Below are 15,360 nucleotides of genomic sequence, written 5' to 3' on the forward strand. Positions count from 1 at the left end.
ATGTTTTCGTGTTCAATTTCTGAAGGTATCAGCCCTTCCTTTGACCGGAGTACAACGGGGCCGGCTCCTGATCTCTATAGATGCGCGCGTCGTGGATTGGCTGAAGAGCTTGGGCTTCTTGAAACTGATTATTCTGAGATCCAGATGCTCAGTTTGAGCGTGGATACGCAGTATGCTCTTTATGGTTTACACGGCCTGGTGAAGGTAAACAAGCGAGCTGAAGAAATTATACGGAACTGGCAGACAGGGGTAAAAGACAAGCAAGAGAATAAGAAGCTTTTCGTTGTTCCGTTTACTCCATCTGCTATCTCCTGGTTTGTGGTTTCCCATCAACCATTCTCAGGTGGCCTGATCTCTATATATCATTCCCTGGTTCATGAATTTGGGAAAGCGCAGGTCAATGCAACCATCTCTCATGCATCTCAAGAAGAAGGCTGCTGAACCAAACTCAGCAGCCTCCCTCTTCGCTCACAGCAACCTGCCCCTGATTCGTGGAGCAGGCCAGCACCTTCAGATCCTGCACAGCTTTAACTGCCATATCCCAAACATTCCATTACATTGCAAGTTCACCTTCGCCTTTCTGACCTCTGAAGGACTGCAACCAGCATACCAGGCCTTTGCACGGAATAGAGCGCACAAGAGAAACCTATGACAAAAAAAGAAGAGCGCTATGGCGCCCCTCTTTTTTGAACGGTTGAGCAGAACTGCCTGAAGCAAAGTCGCAATCATCTGTTTAAGGACTCAATTATGTGGTTCAGAATTGGGACTGCCTGTTCTCTCGGCATCCCAGAAAATAAATCGAATAGGTGTTGTATGATTGCTTGACTGTTGTTCAGTGTTGGCAGTTCTTCTGAGCTCCCTGAGCTCGGGGAGAGCCTTATTGCGGTGAGCCCGCTAGTTGTTCGCGGTGGTAGCGTTCCCTGCAGCTCATCTTCCTCAAGATAATAAAAGCCTGAGGGATGCAGTTTTACTCGATATCCGGCGTCCTCTAGCACTATGAGCCATTTCACTATGTTGCTTTCCCATTCTTTCTGCATGATCTGTGGTTTCGGGAAAGCAAGCATATAGGAGAGATAGTTAATTTCTTGCAATATCAGCCTTGCATCTTGCTCGTTCATACTTGCATCTTGCTCGTTCATAGAAGTCTCCTGTACATACCTTGACAACTGAGTGCAACGTTGAGCATACTAAATCATGGTTATACTTTTTTATGCATAGTTACATTATGCGTTAGAAGTTAACTGAGTGCAAGTGATTATATAAGGGAGGAACTGAAGGGAACCCTATGGAAGACAATAGACAAGGAGATAACAGTCTTACAGATAACAGACTTACATTAGAGCAGTGGCGTATGAAGGCCCGTTGGAGCGTGTCAGACCTGGCTCGCGCAGCGGAAATTGATTACCGAACGGCGGCTGCCGCTGAAATTCCAGATCGCCCTGTTCGAGATGTCATCATCTCGAAAATCATAGGGGCGTTACAGGAACGCTTCAAGCGATATCCTGAGTATGCCGAGGGATTAAAAATCCCCGAATTCCCTAAGGATATCAAAGATATCGTCATATATGATGCCAGTATTCATCGGGCCCCCAGGGGGAGCAAGAAAAAACTCTCATCCTCGCAAGAAGCTTAGCCGTCCCTCTTGCTTAACTATGATTATCAATGTATATTAATGATAGATTGATAATCATAGAAAGGCAGGAGAAGACAATGAAATCCTGTGCCCTTTATCGCCACGGGCCATTTAAAACAACACAAGGAGTGTGCCTTGTATGCAATCCTACGGTAGCTCCCAACGAGCTGCGAGAGATCTTGCAGAATCCAATTTTGCAAGCTTATTATGACGCTCTGAAGTCTGGCACTGAATGTGCTGTCCTCCGGTGCAAAAATCCCGGAAAGCACGAAGATGGCTTAGGGCATTGGTGGTGCGAGGAGCACGTTTCCCAGTGCGTGTTTTTGATAGAGGGGGCAAAGAGAGGATTCCCCGAATGGGAATACACAAGGGGACATATTCTCCACGCGGGGCGCCCTGCCTGGGTCAAAAATGCCATGAAATGCGATGATATTCCACAAAAAGCAGCATTGTTGCTCGGTATTCCGCTAGATGAGCTGCGCGCAAGGTACACCTCGCCGCAGGAAGCGCCTGAACCAGAGCCTGCGGTGCTTGATCTGAGTATGGTAGCATTCTAAGAAAAATCCCTCTCCAAGTGGAGAGGGAATGTTATTGTCAGGCTAATATTTCAGGCATTGGTTTTCGTTTTCTGTTTTCTCCGTTTTTTGAATTGTTCTAACTTACTCGCAATGGCGTCACTCGCTTGCCCTCGCGTCCAAGCACAGTGCCCATTTGCGTCTTTAGGATAGGGGACATGCCATTTATCCAGTTTCGCAATTTGCTCAGGCGTTGCCGGCTCTACCCTCCACGGAGCCAAACGATCCACAAGCCGAATGGCAGAAGGATCTGCTTGCAGTTTAAGCATTTCTCGCTCTGCAACCTGTTGTGCATCATCCAGTTCCATCGGCATTTGTTGCCACCATTGCAATCTGTATGTAGGAGCAAGGCGAGCGGCAACTCGCCACATCCCAGCGCGTTGGCGGTCTGGAATCAGTGCAACACGATGCTCTCTTGTTTGCCCGGGTGTATGGAACTGGCAAACAAAGTAGCCGTGGTCATTTTTTGTCCAAGCAAATCTTTGGACGAGGTTAATTGTAAGGTCTTTCTCTCTTTCCTCTAGTTTGATTCTTCGCTCTTTCCCGTCGCCTGGAGCCCGGCGGCGTTTCCCCTTTTCTTCCCTCTCTACCGCTTCCAGCACTGATTCATCATCTTTGATTCTGATGCCGAGCGCTTTGCTGAGAGAAACCGGTTCTAATCGGTGATCGAGCGTATTGTCAGACATGTCAAGAAGAACACAGTCCGATTTAGCTGGCGCTAGGCGCAAGCCCCGACCAATGCACTGTATAAACAGAGCGCGACTCTTAGTCGGCCGCGCCATAATCACGCAGGACAGGCCGGGATAGTCGTAACCTTCTGTGAGAACTCCACAGTTTATTAGCCCTTGCAGTTTCCCGTCTTCAAAATCTTTGAGCAGTCTTTCACGCTGTGCTGAAGGAGTCTTACCGCTCACTACACCTACTGGGATGTTGGCCGCACTGAACTCGTCTGCAATGTGTTCTGCGTGTGCTACGGTCACGGCAAAGCACACAAACGGTCTACCTGCTGCATGCTCTTGGTACGCCTGTACGATTCTCTTGTTGCGGTTTGGCGAATCAATGATCTCTGCAAGTTGTCTCTCATTGTAATCCCCGGCAGTTGTTTTGATACCATCAAGATTAATACTTGTTCGCACAGCCTTAGCTCTTAAGTTGCAGAGGAAACCTTGCTGTATCATGTCTATGATGCTAATGCTGTATAGCGGCTCATGCTCGATGATAGGTTTGCCGTCCAACCTATCTGGTGTAGCGGTTACAAACAGTCTAAACGCATCTGGCAATGCATCCAGCACCGCTTGATAGCCATTTGCCGCGGCATGGTGTGCCTCGTCGATAATGACCAGGTCATAGCCGAACCGCTTAAGGTTTTTGAGATGATTTGGGCGCGAAATAGTGGCGATACTGGCCACAGTTACAGGCGCTCCGTACTCTGCTACACCATCTCCTATCAGCCCGATCGGCATATCAGGCATAAGCAAGTGATATTTGTCACGAGCTTGCTTCAATAATTCCTGCCTATGGGCTATAATAAGGGTATTAAGGCTCTGCTGGTAAGAGTTTTCAAGTAGTTGCCGGATGGCAATTTCTGCACTGCTGAAGACGATGGTCTTGCCGCCGCCAGTTGGCAAGACAATGAGAGCTGTTTGAAGTTTGCGCAGGTGGCTCTGTGCAGCTTCAGAAAGAGCTTCCTGGCCGTGATTGGCCAGGAAGTCTCTAAATTGTTTGTATTGGTTTATGACTTTTTCTACGCACTCTTGTTGATAGGGTCTTAACTCCATCCCTATTCCTCCCCCCGCCTGTTGAGAAAATCATCAATTGATTCTGCACGAATCAGCCAATGTCCTTTTGGGGACGGATGTGATTTTGTCGCGGCAAGGGTCCCTTGACGGATTTTTCGCAAAATGGTTGTGTAGTGCAGTCCCGTTTGCTCCGCGACTTCTCGCGGTGTATAGGTCCAGCGTTTGTTTTGTGTCTTCATAATCACCCCTTTTGATAACTATGTATTTCCATGACTAATAGAGTATATCATTGACATCATCATTATGCAATGTTATACTTCAATTAGCATTGATATGCATAGTTAAAAAGTAAGGAGACACAAAAATGCAATCTGCATATGAGCGCTTCAAGCAGCTTAAGCAAGAGCGAGAAAACAGAAAAAATCAGAATCAGACATGGACAAACCACTTCATTGATCTGAAAGATGGGGAAAGCTTCCGCCTGCGCTTTTTGTTCAACATCCTCGACGAGCCAAACCACGAGAGAGAAATGCTTGCTCTGAAGATGCATGACTATTTCCTCACCAATGAGAATAAATATGTGCGTGCACTCTGCGCAGAAGAACTTAATAAACCCTGTCAGCTCTGCCAGCAAGCAGCGGATGAGCTTGAACTGGCTCGGGAAAATACCGATCAAGCAGTACGGAAAGCCGCGATGAGCGCTGCGTACCGAAAGGCTGCGAGAGATCATTTTATATTGCCTTGTTTCCTCTATACTGAGGAAACAGTAATTCCTAAGCTGCTAGATCTTAAATCTCAGATTCTGAATGATCTCATTGCTTTGTATGAAGAGGGGATCGAGAGCGAGGATGAGCAGGGGAACGTCATAAAGCTCCATGATATCACTATTGGAGACTTTACCTACAAACGTTCAGGGACAGGAAAGGATACACGGTATTCGCTTCTTTTTACTCGAATTAAACCTATTAAGTTGCCGTCTGTTTCACGAGAGAGGATCTTGGAGATGATCCAGGAGAGCCGGCCTGCACGCATTGTCACATCCGAAGCGGACCCTTTCTTGACAGAAGATCTGGGGGAACTTGATGAATATCACTTCTAATACGACTCGTGTCAAAGAAGCTGTGTTTCACTCGATGTTTACCCGTATGTTTGTGCGTTGGGGGGCAAACAACCCCCTGCGCACGAAGCTTCATGCTTCATCATTGATCGTTTCAGCGTCGGAATGGTGTGAGAGAGAACATGTCCTTTTGGATGCATATCCAGAAGACGCGGAGCCAACAGAGCAATATTCATCCGCTCATCTCAACGCCATCTTTGTGCATGGATGGTCTCTGCATGAAAAATGGCAAAATCTCTTCAAACGATATGGAAGGGTCGTCTATAGAGGATTTGAGCCATGCTTAGATCTGACACATTATCATGAGCAGTATGATCTGCGCTACTCCCCTGACGCCATTATTGAAGACCATCAAGGGAAATGGTATCCAGTCGAGATCAAGGGGATTAATCACGATGAATATCAGGCTGCTTGTGCTCTCCCTCTAGAGCAAGCAGTACTGCATAGCGAGACAGTGAAAAAGGCGAGGGTGCAGGTGATACTCTATATGCACCTGCTGAACTTGCAAGAAGGATTGATTCTTGCTGAAGATAAGAATACCCAGCAATTCCGTGTGTGGTGGCTCCAGTACGATCAGAGCCTTATTCAAGAGTATTTAGACCGGCTCTCGTCTCTAGCTGACGCGAAAAAAAGCCTTGCCACTTTTGGGACGTTGCCAGAGCGCAAGTGTGGCGAGTTCGACTCCCCTCGGGCGAAACGGTGCCCGATGCGCACGCTGTGCTTTTCCAATCGGAGGTTGGAACAGTGATTTTAGCTTTAGATCAAGCTTATACTGCGACGGGTTGGGCTATCATCGATGATAGCCCGCCTATCACTCCTATCACCTGGGGGGTAATCAAGCCACCAGCAAAGGGGCCACGGGCGGCGAAACGACGATATATCATTGATCAGATCGCAGATTTGTCCGTACAGCCCGATTTGATTGTTATTGAAGAGCTGTGGGAGAGGCCAGGTATAAGCCTGAGCACCGCTCTAATTGATTATGCATATAGCAACAGGATTGAGATCAAAGCTCTTAATGTTCTTTCATGGAAAAAAGCAGTGCTAGGCAATGCGAAAGCAACAAAAGCAGACTCCTTAGCTTTCGTTTCTACCATAGATCAAAAAATTAACGATCATAATATCGCTGATGCTATTTGCATCGGGATATGTGCTAGTACGTCCCCCAAGCTCCTTAAGCAAGCAGAGTAATCTTAATACTTTTTTAATACGCACATCGCTAAATGTTTTTGCAAATGTTCTAATATTGAGAATAAATGTATATATACAATAAAACTTACACTGGAGGGATTATGGGTCCTTGTATCACCTGTGAATGTATAACAGTGTATTTTTGTCACGGATGCGGAGCAAGTCAATGTCGCAAATGCGGAACAGGCTTATGCCCTGTTTGCGCCATAGGGAATAGAAGGATTATGGAGCGGTATAGTGGTGAAATGGGCTCTAAGATCACGGGACAGCTCACTCTGGAGTATGTCCAGGAGGACAGTATGCAACCTTTCAAAAAATCAAAACTTTTATCCGCCCGTCAACGGGCCGCGCTGAGGCGAGAGCAGCTCGCTGATATGCCGACTCAAATCACCCGAGTCGTCAGGCCTTTTGAAACCGAACCAATCCTGCCGCTGGACGCGCAGGGCCGGCCATACGTGCGGATTGAGTCTCAGGAGCGGGATACCTTGAAGCTCGTTGAGCAAGCCGTTGATCAATACGTGAGAGCACGGAAAACATACCCTTCGGTCATATTGTTGTCTGCAATTAGATTCTTGGAGATTGGCTTTTCGCTGAAATACTACTACCCGCTAGAAGTGAGGGGACTTGCGATCCCCTACCGGTATGATCCGGCGGGAGCTGGCTATGACGTGTTGTGTAGATAAGAGATTTTCAAGGAGAGAGGAATGATGGAAGGAAAATTAGAGGCAGACGCACTCACGCGTCTCAAAAATGCGCGCGATGCGTTTCAGGCGCTGATCGAGGTCAACTTTGTCGCCCAGGAAGCTGGTTGGGGGGAAGAAGAGCGTGAAGCGTATGTTCTGGAGCAGACCCAGAAGCTAAAAGAAGCGCTTGGTGTGGATAGAGAGTTTTGTATTCTGTGTGGGCATTGGTATCAAAGTAAGCCTGAGCCACACACCTGCTGATAAAAGGAGATACATATGCATATTTTGATGGGAATAATTGCAGTGGAGGGCGGCATTATCGCCGTCCTCTTGCTCATGCTGAAAAGAGAGCGTCACATTCAGGACGCTGAATGCGCGGAGTTGCGCCATTCGCTTCAGCAATGCCTGGAGCGAGTCCACGTGCTTCAGCAAGAGGCGCAACAACACAAGGTGCAACAAGACGAGCCTGAAGAGGTGGATTATGAAGGGATGCTTCGGGCCCTCTTGGAGCCATTTGAGGATAGGAGGCAAGAGAGGTGAGGCGGAATCAGAGAACAGGACGAAACGAGCCAAAATGATGAAAAAGATCATATTCGTCTGCTTGAGGTCCTGGATCGGCATAGCGGCCCAGTTGTCCTCTCTGGTTATGCTCATCCGCTCTATGATCAACGATTAGCCCACTGGCAGCGTGTGAGCATGCCAGCACTGGCAGAAAAGGGGCAAGTGCGTACAGAGGTGCTCTGGCTGAATCGAAAAGCTGTGCGGCGTCAGCTCAGTTTGTTTGAGAAGGGAAGCGCGTACGTGTTCCCGCAAGAAAGGGAATAGGACATGCAAACAATCATTTTTCTGGTGATCTTTGTGGTGCTGATCATCAATTTGTTTTTGTTGTTTTTGGAACGAGCGCGCCTGCAAGCTCGTTTGCGCCAGGAACGGGAATGTCTGTTCCGCTGGCAGCAACAGGCGCACAACCAGAATCGCATTTTGCAGACATTCTTTCCTGAAGCGGCTGAAAAAATAGAGCAACTTCCATACATTCCTGATAGTGTGGAGCGCGAGCGTCGTATCTTTGAAATTATTACCGCTACTATACTTCATGATTCGAGAGAGGATTTGAAATGATGCTTTTAAGTATGTTGGTCTTGCGCGTTCGCTTGATGCGTATGAAGCAGCGCAAGACAGAAATGAAGCGCGACCAATATTATTCAAAATTACTTCAACATCTGCTTCAGCATTTGGAGGGGCGCCCATGAAAATGTTGTCGCTGTGCTCTGGGATCGGTGGTGCCGATCTGGCAGCCGAATGGGCAGGAATACAGGTTGTTGGTCAAGTTGAAATTGATACATTTTGCACGCGTGTCTTACAGCAGCATTGGCCGCAAGTAGCGCGGATGCGCGATATTCGTGAGGTACGAGGCGATGAATTTGGGGAAATCGATCTTCTGGTTGGTGGCTTCCCTTGCCAACCCTTCTCTCAGGCAGGGAAACGAAAAGGGAGGAGCGACGAACGCAATCTCTGGCCTGAAATTCGTAGGATTCTTGGGAAAACGCTCCCGCGCTGGTTTGTGGGAGAAAACGTCCCGGGGCTACTCTCAGTTGACGCTGGACAGGTTTTCGGGGGTATCATCGCCGACCTGGACGCGTTGGGGTATCATGTGGCGTGGGCGGTCTATGGGGCTCACGAGGTTGGAGCCTCCCACCGACGCGATCGTCTCTTCATTGTGGCCTACTCCGGCCGCGAGCAATCCCAACGACGGGGAAGCATTGGAGCGTTGGAAGCAAAGAAGAGAAGCAGTCCGGAAAAAGGCCCGCAATGGGAACGGATTTGGCATGCCACTGAGCATAGCAGTGCGATGGCACAACACCGCACCAGAGCAGGATGCTCAGTGGCTCAACCCCGAGTGGGTAGAATGCCTTATGGGCTTCCCACCGGGATGGACCGATATCAAAGCCCAGCCCAACCAGGAGAGTCACAATACCTCTGGGAACCTCCCAGAACTACAACCCAACGGGATCCCAACCGAGCAAAACGGCTAAAAGCTCTTGGCAATGCCATTGTCCCTCAACAAATATTTCCAATTTTTCAAAGTATTGTTGAGATTGAGCGGAGGCAAGAGCAATGAGTTCTTTAGATCAACAATCCCTTTGGGTTGAAGAGGCGGAGAGCCAGAGCAGGCCGAAACGAGCCAAAATCCCGCCCCTTGCAAGGGCAGAAGAAATCTATCGGGAGCTTGCTCGGCTGAAAGTTGGCGACAGCGTCCCCTCAAAAATATATATCTGTGATTATACAACAAGGGAAATTCCCCCCTGGAAAGTTGTGCGTCTGGAAACACTAATGAAGGCGATCAAGCTAACGGTCGTCGATCCTGAATCGAGAAAGCAAGATTTGATTCAACAATCCTGGATAGCGCTTGATATCTTCGCGTTGCCCACAAAGACATTGGCTACCCCGCTCTATACCTATCGCGAGGGGGCATCCCCTCACTGTAGCAATATGCTCAGAGACATCAGGCAGCGAGCCCGGCAGCTTGCCGAGCAAATAACGGGTGTGAAGGTTGACGACGATGACGATCCGGAAGAGGATCTCGACGACGACGAGTAGCCCTTGCAAGGGGGGGGGGGGAAGAGATGGACTTGATTTACTGTGCGGGCGGAAATATTGGCTTGCAAAGAATCGCGCTAGAAGAGGGCTGGCAGCTCGGACAGCGTTCTGATGCGACACCCTCTCCATTCAATATGACATTTATAGATATTAACTACAAAAAAGCAGATTTCGAGCGCCACCTTGAGATAGTCCGCCTTTTTCGTCCCAAATATGCAACTGTACCAGATCTGTCTGCTTAGCAGACAGATCTCAGCGAGATCAAACGGGCAATGAAGCAATACGAGCAGCTTGCGGAATATTGCGAGGTCCCCCTGGTAGTCCCTAAGCTGTCCGAACAGCTTCAGTTGCTCCCACCAGAAGTCGCCATTGGCTTCTCGGTGCCGAGCAGTTACGGCGCGGCCCAGTTCCTCCCGTGGGAATTGGCTGGGCGACGCGTCCATCTACTTGGTGGCAGCCCCAAGCGACAGATGGAGCTGTATAGGTATATTTCCATCTTCGCAACAGTTACGAGTGTGGATGGTAATTATGCTCAACTCATGGCGACGAAGTTCGCCGAATACTGGGAAGCAGGGCGCTGGCATAATCATCCTGCTATTGAAGAGAAGAAGGAAAATTTATATTACGAATGCTGGCGCATATCCTGTCGGAATCTCCGGCAGGCCTGGGAGAAGATCACAGGCAAGGCTGAATGCGCTGTTCCTTGCAAGGAGAGATGAATTGGAACTTAACTGGAGAGATGATCGCCGCTTGTGGACACATTTTTATAGGAAGGAGTAGGAAATATGGTTGTTGCATTAAGTGGTGCAAAAATGCCATCACAACAGTGGTGGGTTGAGCATGGCTGTGAAATCAAGGAGGTTTTTTCTGGGTGTTTCCTGGTCAAGCTACCTTCGAATGCTCAAATCTTCTTCCCTGACGATTACGATCTTGGCAGTTTTAGCATTATCTTCGATAATGGCTCCATCATCGGAGTGTTTTGGAACCCCGACGTTTGTCAGGTTTCCTGTGAACTTATTAAAGATGCTTCTAAGGAGTGAGACGGAGCATAACTTGAGAGACGATCCAAACGCGCGCCGCTTGCGGACACTTCTTCAAAAGTGTGTCCCCCCGCGGATTCGGGACCACCTTAGGAAAGGCGGGCCAACCCCTGTAGACATCGAACGGATTCGGGGGTACACGCGAGATATCGCCAGCTTTGGCGATCTCATCCTGTACCCTGACGGGACCGGACGTGAACAGCCCTATCTCGCTGAGCTGGTTGAAGCTGTTGCTCTCCTGGCCTTTGCACCGGGGGGCATAACCGTGATGGGGCTTGACTTTGACGCGACCATAATAGCGCAAGAGGCACCGCAAGACGAACTGACACAGCTTCTCAGCGATATTGACAGTTTATTATCGTTGTGAAAATTGAAGAAATTATTGGAGAAAAACAAGAGGTTGACTTTTTGACGAGTCAACCTCTTTTTGTTTATGGTTTAGGCTTCTCAACCTGATTCATCGCCCTGACAGCAGCCTCGAGAGCTGCATTAATCAGCGTCGGGTTCATGCTTTTTAGCCCAACGGCCTGGAGCATGGCAATAATCAGGTCAACGGCCTTTTGTCGTTTCTGCTCTCCAGGCAACCCGTCAAATTGCTGCTCAACTGCCAGTACTGCTGTGTGAGCAACCTCTTGCACGGTCCGTTGTACCTGCTCTGGCAACCGGGCGTAGAGCCGCGGCAAAAGCAGAGCAGAAAGCAGCACAATAAAAGGGACAACCAGGTTGATGAGCATAATAAGCTGTTCAAGTGTCACTATTATGAATCCTTTCTATTTGATTGATTGAAGGGCTGTAAGAGCCTGCTTTGCTACCTGTTGGTACTGAGCAAGCTGCTGCTTCAGCTTCTCGACTTCGATAGCATGATTCTTTCCTTTTTCGGCTGCAAGCTGATCCTGGAGCTGTTTCACCTGGCCTGTGAGGCGGTCGTACTCGCTACGGAGTTTGATCCATTCTTGCCCGCTCCAGGCCTCAAAAACGCCCTTTGCCGGTGTCCATTCAAGGGTTGTCCAGCGGAAGCGTTGTTGCGTGCCGCCACCCAGGCTCGGATTACTGATCTCAAGCGGGGTTGCTCCATGCTCACTCTCAAGCGGCCAGTTCCCGGGGTGCCATGCGTGAGCAAGCACGTAGTCGCGAAAGCCCTGCACCACTTTGACCCCGTTCGGTGCGATCAGCGTCTTGCCATCATCTTTCCAACCGTTTGGTATTCCCATTTTTTGGTCTCCTTCATTTTCATTCAAAAAACTCCATAATTCATCCCAGGGATAGGGCCCGGGGCAGCCGGTGCGGTTGACTGGATCCATTGAGAAATGGCCTGTAATGCCGCCCCGGGCATCAGCATAACGCTTCGGGATTCCCCACCGCTGGCAGATGTCCTTGATGAGCTGGAAACTGGCACGCTTCTGCGCCTCTGTCAGCTCATCTGAATTATCAGTGCTTGGCTTGATATGCTCAATGGCGATGGTGACGAGATTCGGATTGAGGCCTAGATCTGACCACCAGGCGTCATGATGCACACTGTCGCCGCCGGTCCCTGCCGGGCCTGTAACCGCTCCATTGGCCCAGGCAGCATCATCTTCACTGACACACTGATAGATCTCGCCATCAAGTCCTATGATGTAGTGCGCGCTGGCCTGAGTAGCGGGATCTGCGAAAAAGGCCGCGCAATCGTATGCACGGTGAAATCCCGCCGTCCCATGCAGGATGAGCCAGCGCGGTTGCTGGCCCTCGCGACCTTCCCAATGATGCGCGGCCTCTAGCCACTGGATATTGAGATTTGCCATAGAGAATCTCCTTGTCTACAAACTATTGCGAGCCTGATAATGAGCGGTTATTTGAGTCTGTGAAAGCGCATAAGAATACAGTGCAAACTCATCAATCCACCCGGCAAAAAACGTGCTCAGGACGGGATTCCTTGCAAGGGTAAGCGCATAAGCAGGATTGGAGAGATTGCCTGATGAAGCGATATCTCCGACCTTTGTGCCGTTGAGATAGAGCTTTAATCTCGTGTTGTCATACGTGGCAACGACGTGATACCACTGGTTGAACTGCCACGTGGTCGGAACATCAATGGAGTTGAAAAAATCCTCATAGCCATTGGCTACATAGAGAGCGTGGTACGATCCTGTACTGACATCCAACCTCATCCCGTGATTGGTAGAAACTGGATTGTCAGTTGCGACCAGGCTACAGTAGCCATTGCGCGACAGATCAGCGAACTTGATCCACAGCTCAAGGCTGTACTGATTCCAGTCCTTCAGCGTCATGTTTGCTACGACGCCATAGCCGGTAGAGCCGTCAAAGCGGATGGACGGATCAGAAGCGATCACTCCCGGCTCGTTCGTGGTAACCCCCCCTTGCAAGGAGAGCGCAGTATCCTGGTTGCACCTATCATAAAAGACCGGGGCATCTTGCCTGATAACTTCGGGATAGAGATGCGCTTGCAGGAAATTGCTGACTTGTCGAACGGTGCGCAGCTCGTACAGATCGGGGCTCCCCTTGAGCTGCACATCTAACTCCCCATATTGCCCACCGCCATAATAGATTTTTGCGCAATATTCGATGGAAGGCGCAAGAAGAGAATGCATGACACGCTCATACTGCTGCACCAGGTCTGATACCTGCATCAGCGCATCAGGATCGCTGGCACGTAGCATCGCAATCTGAACGCTCTCAAACTGCCGCGAGCTTTCGGTGATATCTCTGCGTGTGAAGGGGAGAGCTTTTGCAAGAACCTGCTCAACCTGTTGCACCGTCTCTACAACTCGCGCCACCGAAACAGGCCCACTCATGACCATTTCAGAGCCGCGAGAAAACTCGTTGACCAGTCGCCAGCCCGTGAGCGTGACGCGCTCTCTCCCTTGCAAGGGGGTCTGCAAGGTTTCGGTCACGCTTCCTGTCACCGTTGGTGCACCGCTGTCGGTAACGGTCAGGTCATCTACACGGAGCCATGATGCTGAACTCGGAAGAGCGGTGACACCGTAACCACCAGTCAGAACCGGGCTGGAGTCAGATACATCCATATCCCACGTGCTCGGCTCTTGACTGCTCGCGAGCCAAAGCCTCCCTTGTAACCGGGTTGGGTTGCTTCCTGTAACGCGAAACCGCATCTTGTATGCGGTGTTGGCAGTAATCGACTTTGCCGGGCCTGACCAGGTCTGCGTTGTGCTGTTGTTGACGAACCGCGCAATGAGCAGAGAGCCAGAACTTAAGTTGAATCTGTAGCCTGTCAGGTTGCTTGTTCCTGCATTCCCACTGAGTCGTGCATCAAGCCCGAACTCATCAGATGTCGAGGCAGGAATAAAGGTAGCAAGCAGCTCCATATTTCCAGTGCTTGCCGAACCGAGTCGGTAGTGCAAACGGGAGCCGGGATTACTCGGGCTGTTGCGTATTTGCCCTTGCGTCCCGTTGGTTGAGAGCATATCCAAGTACCCACCCTCAGGCGGGTCATTGGTAGCGGCTCCCCAGATTTTGCCATCAGTCGCCATGCCCCACCCGTTTGAAACTGCTGCTCTATTGAAATTGTCTTGCGCTAAAACAGCCATTACAGCTTCTCAGTGATAGTGATGAGGCCATTTGACGAGTCAGAGATGATCAAAGGGGCGTCGAACGGCACACGCAAAAAGGTGTGTGTCGTTGCTGTTACCGGGTTAGCACTGACCAGCCAGGCCGTTGTATATGAGGCGGCAACGGCCGGCGGTGTGCCTGTCGTGCTAAAAAGGTAAGCCCCGTTGTTCGTGACGGTCAGACTGCGATTCCCATACCCAGAATTGCCCCCGCTGACTGCATACGTAAACTGTGCAGCAGGTAAAGGAGCCGTATAGGACACAGGAGACGTAAGCGCGCCTGGATCGGCTGTCGGGACACTGGCATAGTCATACCTGACCCATGAGCCGGCAGGGATGCTTGATGTTGGCCCGGGAGTTGACTGAACACCCACGGTTCCGGCTCCTGAGATGGCGGCTGTCGTGACAACTGTCAAGGTGTTAGAAGTCCCTGCATTGATGACCAGCTTTGTCCCGCTTGGAATAGAAGCGCCTATCAGAGAGCCGATCTGGATGCTTGTCACGTTGCCCCCCGCGGGAATGGCGGCAGAGAGCGAGGCCATACCCAGAGATTGATCAATGGCGATCATTGAGGCGGGGGGTGTACTCGGAGTGCTTGCACCGGCCAACGCCTTGAACATGGTCAACACGCCATTATCCGTGTAGGCGTTTTCCAGCCATTGTTCTTGAGTCACGTTGCCAGTGGCCTTCTCAAGTGTTTGAATGCGCCAGAAACCGCCCGAACGGTTGAGGCTTGCCACAGCATCATCAAAGTTTGTCGGCTGTGCTGGTTGGCGATATTCTGGGATAGAAATGTAGATGTTTTGCATAGATAGCTCCTTCAATGAATAAATCTGGTTAAGTAGGCAATAATAACCGCAATGAGGATAGACGATAGAACACCAAGCAACCAGTAGAGCGTGCGGGAAAGGATGATGAATCTCTCGGCTAAAATTTGGCTAGATGATTGGATATCATCGAGTTGCTTATCAAATTTCTCTTTCATGGTCTCTAGCCGCGAATTGGCTTCCTTTAAATCTATCCCCCACTCTTTGCGCAACACCGAAAGCTGGCTTTCTAGATTGTCTATCCTTTTTTGATTTTCTTGGATCATTTGTTCATGCATTCTGATTTGCACTTCATGAGTTTTGAGATTGACATAAGAGCTTGGCAGTTCATCAATCTTTTTATAGATAGCAGCAAGTTGCTGCTGTATCGAATCTGGCATATACAAAGAATCCT

General features: G+C 49.8%; 23 protein-coding genes and 1 pseudogene. 15 read left to right on the top strand and 9 right to left on the bottom strand.

Annotation, left to right across the window (positions count from 1 at the left end; translation table 11 throughout):
* Window positions 1-96 precede the first annotated feature (96 nt).
* Window positions 97-441 (top strand): hypothetical protein, encoded by a 345-nt coding sequence (locus EI42_RS29325; protein WP_146505453.1) that lies wholly within the window; start codon window positions 97-99, stop codon window positions 439-441.
* A 284-nt stretch (window positions 442-725) separates the two neighbouring features.
* On the opposite strand, the gene EI42_RS29330 is transcribed toward EI42_RS29325, so the two are convergent.
* Entirely contained in the window at window positions 726-1,139 is a 414-nt protein-coding gene (locus tag EI42_RS29330) for a hypothetical protein (RefSeq protein ID WP_111326191.1), read from the bottom strand.
* 146 nt (window positions 1,140-1,285) lie between these two features.
* On the opposite strand from EI42_RS29330, the gene EI42_RS29335 reads away from it, so the two are divergent.
* The gene (locus tag EI42_RS29335; protein ID WP_111326192.1) at window positions 1,286-1,633 is read left to right on the top strand and encodes a hypothetical protein; all 348 of its coding nucleotides are present in this window, start codon (window positions 1,286-1,288) and stop codon (window positions 1,631-1,633) included.
* A gap of 179 nt (window positions 1,634-1,812) precedes the next feature.
* Window positions 1,813-2,190 (top strand): hypothetical protein, encoded by a 378-nt coding sequence (locus EI42_RS32945; protein ID WP_170143007.1) that lies wholly within the window; start codon window positions 1,813-1,815, stop codon window positions 2,188-2,190.
* Between the two features lie 50 nt (window positions 2,191-2,240).
* Here EI42_RS32945 and EI42_RS29345 read toward each other — a convergent pair whose 3' ends face one another.
* Window positions 2,241-3,986 carry a DEAD/DEAH box helicase gene (locus tag EI42_RS29345; protein WP_111326194.1) on the bottom strand — a complete coding sequence of 582 codons (1,746 nt, stop codon included), beginning with the start codon at window positions 3,984-3,986 and terminating at the stop codon, window positions 2,241-2,243.
* Between the two features lie 2 nt (window positions 3,987-3,988).
* Window positions 3,989-4,186, bottom strand: a complete 198-nt coding sequence (locus EI42_RS29350) for a helix-turn-helix domain-containing protein (RefSeq protein WP_111326195.1) — start codon at window positions 4,184-4,186, stop codon at window positions 3,989-3,991.
* A gap of 305 nt (window positions 4,187-4,491) precedes the next feature.
* Between EI42_RS29350 and EI42_RS29355 the strand changes: the two genes are divergently transcribed.
* The 6 genes from EI42_RS29355 (at window position 4,492) to EI42_RS29380 (ending at window position 7,478) form a co-directional block, all read left to right on the top strand.
* Entirely contained in the window at window positions 4,492-5,046 is a 555-nt protein-coding gene (locus tag EI42_RS29355; protein ID WP_137686217.1) for a hypothetical protein, read from the top strand.
* Window positions 5,030-5,812 (top strand): hypothetical protein, encoded by a 783-nt coding sequence (locus EI42_RS29360; RefSeq protein ID WP_137686216.1) that lies wholly within the window; start codon window positions 5,030-5,032, stop codon window positions 5,810-5,812. Before EI42_RS29355 ends, EI42_RS29360 begins: the two co-directional genes overlap by 17 nt.
* On the top strand, window positions 5,809-6,255 hold the full coding sequence (locus EI42_RS29365; RefSeq protein ID WP_170143008.1) for a crossover junction endodeoxyribonuclease RuvC: 447 nt from the start codon (window positions 5,809-5,811) through the stop codon (window positions 6,253-6,255). Before EI42_RS29360 ends, EI42_RS29365 begins: the two co-directional genes overlap by 4 nt.
* Before the next feature lie 299 nt (window positions 6,256-6,554).
* Window positions 6,555-6,938: a hypothetical protein gene (locus EI42_RS29370; protein WP_137686215.1), complete on the top strand. Its 384-nt coding sequence runs from the start codon at window positions 6,555-6,557 to the stop codon at window positions 6,936-6,938.
* A gap of 21 nt (window positions 6,939-6,959) precedes the next feature.
* Complete coding sequence (locus EI42_RS29375) at window positions 6,960-7,199, top strand: hypothetical protein (RefSeq protein ID WP_137686214.1); 240 nt, start codon at window positions 6,960-6,962, stop codon at window positions 7,197-7,199.
* Window positions 7,200-7,214: 15 nt separating this feature from the next.
* Window positions 7,215-7,478 (top strand): hypothetical protein, encoded by a 264-nt coding sequence (locus EI42_RS29380; protein ID WP_111326201.1) that lies wholly within the window; start codon window positions 7,215-7,217, stop codon window positions 7,476-7,478.
* A 7-nt stretch (window positions 7,479-7,485) separates the two neighbouring features.
* On the opposite strand, the gene EI42_RS33580 is transcribed toward EI42_RS29380, so the two are convergent.
* Window positions 7,486-7,644 (bottom strand): hypothetical protein, encoded by a 159-nt coding sequence (locus tag EI42_RS33580; protein ID WP_211326409.1) that lies wholly within the window; start codon window positions 7,642-7,644, stop codon window positions 7,486-7,488.
* A 122-nt stretch (window positions 7,645-7,766) separates the two neighbouring features.
* On the opposite strand from EI42_RS33580, the gene EI42_RS29385 reads away from it, so the two are divergent.
* The 6 genes and pseudogenes from EI42_RS29385 (at window position 7,767) to EI42_RS29415 (ending at window position 10,943) form a co-directional block, all read left to right on the top strand.
* Entirely contained in the window at window positions 7,767-8,057 is a 291-nt protein-coding gene (locus EI42_RS29385; protein WP_111326202.1) for a hypothetical protein, read from the top strand.
* Between the two features lie 127 nt (window positions 8,058-8,184).
* Entirely contained in the window at window positions 8,185-9,057 is an 873-nt protein-coding gene (locus EI42_RS29390; protein WP_111326203.1) for a DNA cytosine methyltransferase, read from the top strand.
* A complete protein-coding gene (locus EI42_RS29395) occupies window positions 9,054-9,536 on the top strand; it encodes a hypothetical protein (protein ID WP_111326204.1) in 483 nt (160 codons plus the stop codon). Before EI42_RS29390 ends, EI42_RS29395 begins: the two co-directional genes overlap by 4 nt.
* Before the next feature lie 26 nt (window positions 9,537-9,562).
* A pseudogene (locus tag EI42_RS34750) lies at window positions 9,563-10,255 on the top strand (DUF6610 family protein).
* A gap of 66 nt (window positions 10,256-10,321) precedes the next feature.
* A complete protein-coding gene (locus EI42_RS29410; protein WP_111326207.1) occupies window positions 10,322-10,576 on the top strand; it encodes a hypothetical protein in 255 nt (84 codons plus the stop codon).
* 13 nt (window positions 10,577-10,589) lie between these two features.
* Entirely contained in the window at window positions 10,590-10,943 is a 354-nt protein-coding gene (locus EI42_RS29415; protein WP_111326208.1) for a hypothetical protein, read from the top strand.
* 64 nt (window positions 10,944-11,007) lie between these two features.
* Here EI42_RS29415 and EI42_RS29420 read toward each other — a convergent pair whose 3' ends face one another.
* From EI42_RS29420 to EI42_RS29440, 5 genes are read right to left on the bottom strand one after another with little or no spacing between them, the layout of a single operon-like run.
* Window positions 11,008-11,331 (bottom strand): phage holin, encoded by a 324-nt coding sequence (locus EI42_RS29420; RefSeq protein ID WP_111326209.1) that lies wholly within the window; start codon window positions 11,329-11,331, stop codon window positions 11,008-11,010.
* A gap of 15 nt (window positions 11,332-11,346) precedes the next feature.
* Window positions 11,347-12,357 (bottom strand): peptidoglycan recognition protein family protein, encoded by a 1,011-nt coding sequence (locus tag EI42_RS29425; protein WP_111326210.1) that lies wholly within the window; start codon window positions 12,355-12,357, stop codon window positions 11,347-11,349.
* A gap of 15 nt (window positions 12,358-12,372) precedes the next feature.
* The gene (locus EI42_RS29430) at window positions 12,373-14,118 is read right to left on the bottom strand and encodes a LamG domain-containing protein (protein WP_111326211.1); all 1,746 of its coding nucleotides are present in this window, start codon (window positions 14,116-14,118) and stop codon (window positions 12,373-12,375) included.
* Window positions 14,118-14,948 carry a hypothetical protein gene (locus tag EI42_RS29435; RefSeq protein WP_111326212.1) on the bottom strand — a complete coding sequence of 277 codons (831 nt, stop codon included), beginning with the start codon at window positions 14,946-14,948 and terminating at the stop codon, window positions 14,118-14,120. The genes EI42_RS29430 and EI42_RS29435 overlap by 1 nt, the downstream gene beginning before the upstream one ends.
* An 11-nt stretch (window positions 14,949-14,959) precedes the next feature.
* Entirely contained in the window at window positions 14,960-15,346 is a 387-nt protein-coding gene (locus EI42_RS29440; protein ID WP_111326213.1) for a hypothetical protein, read from the bottom strand.
* Window positions 15,347-15,360 lie beyond the last annotated feature (14 nt).

The sequence above is a fragment of the Thermosporothrix hazakensis genome, from assembly GCF_003253565.1.
GTDB classification, from domain to species: domain Bacteria; phylum Chloroflexota; class Ktedonobacteria; order Ktedonobacterales; family Ktedonobacteraceae; genus Thermosporothrix; species Thermosporothrix hazakensis.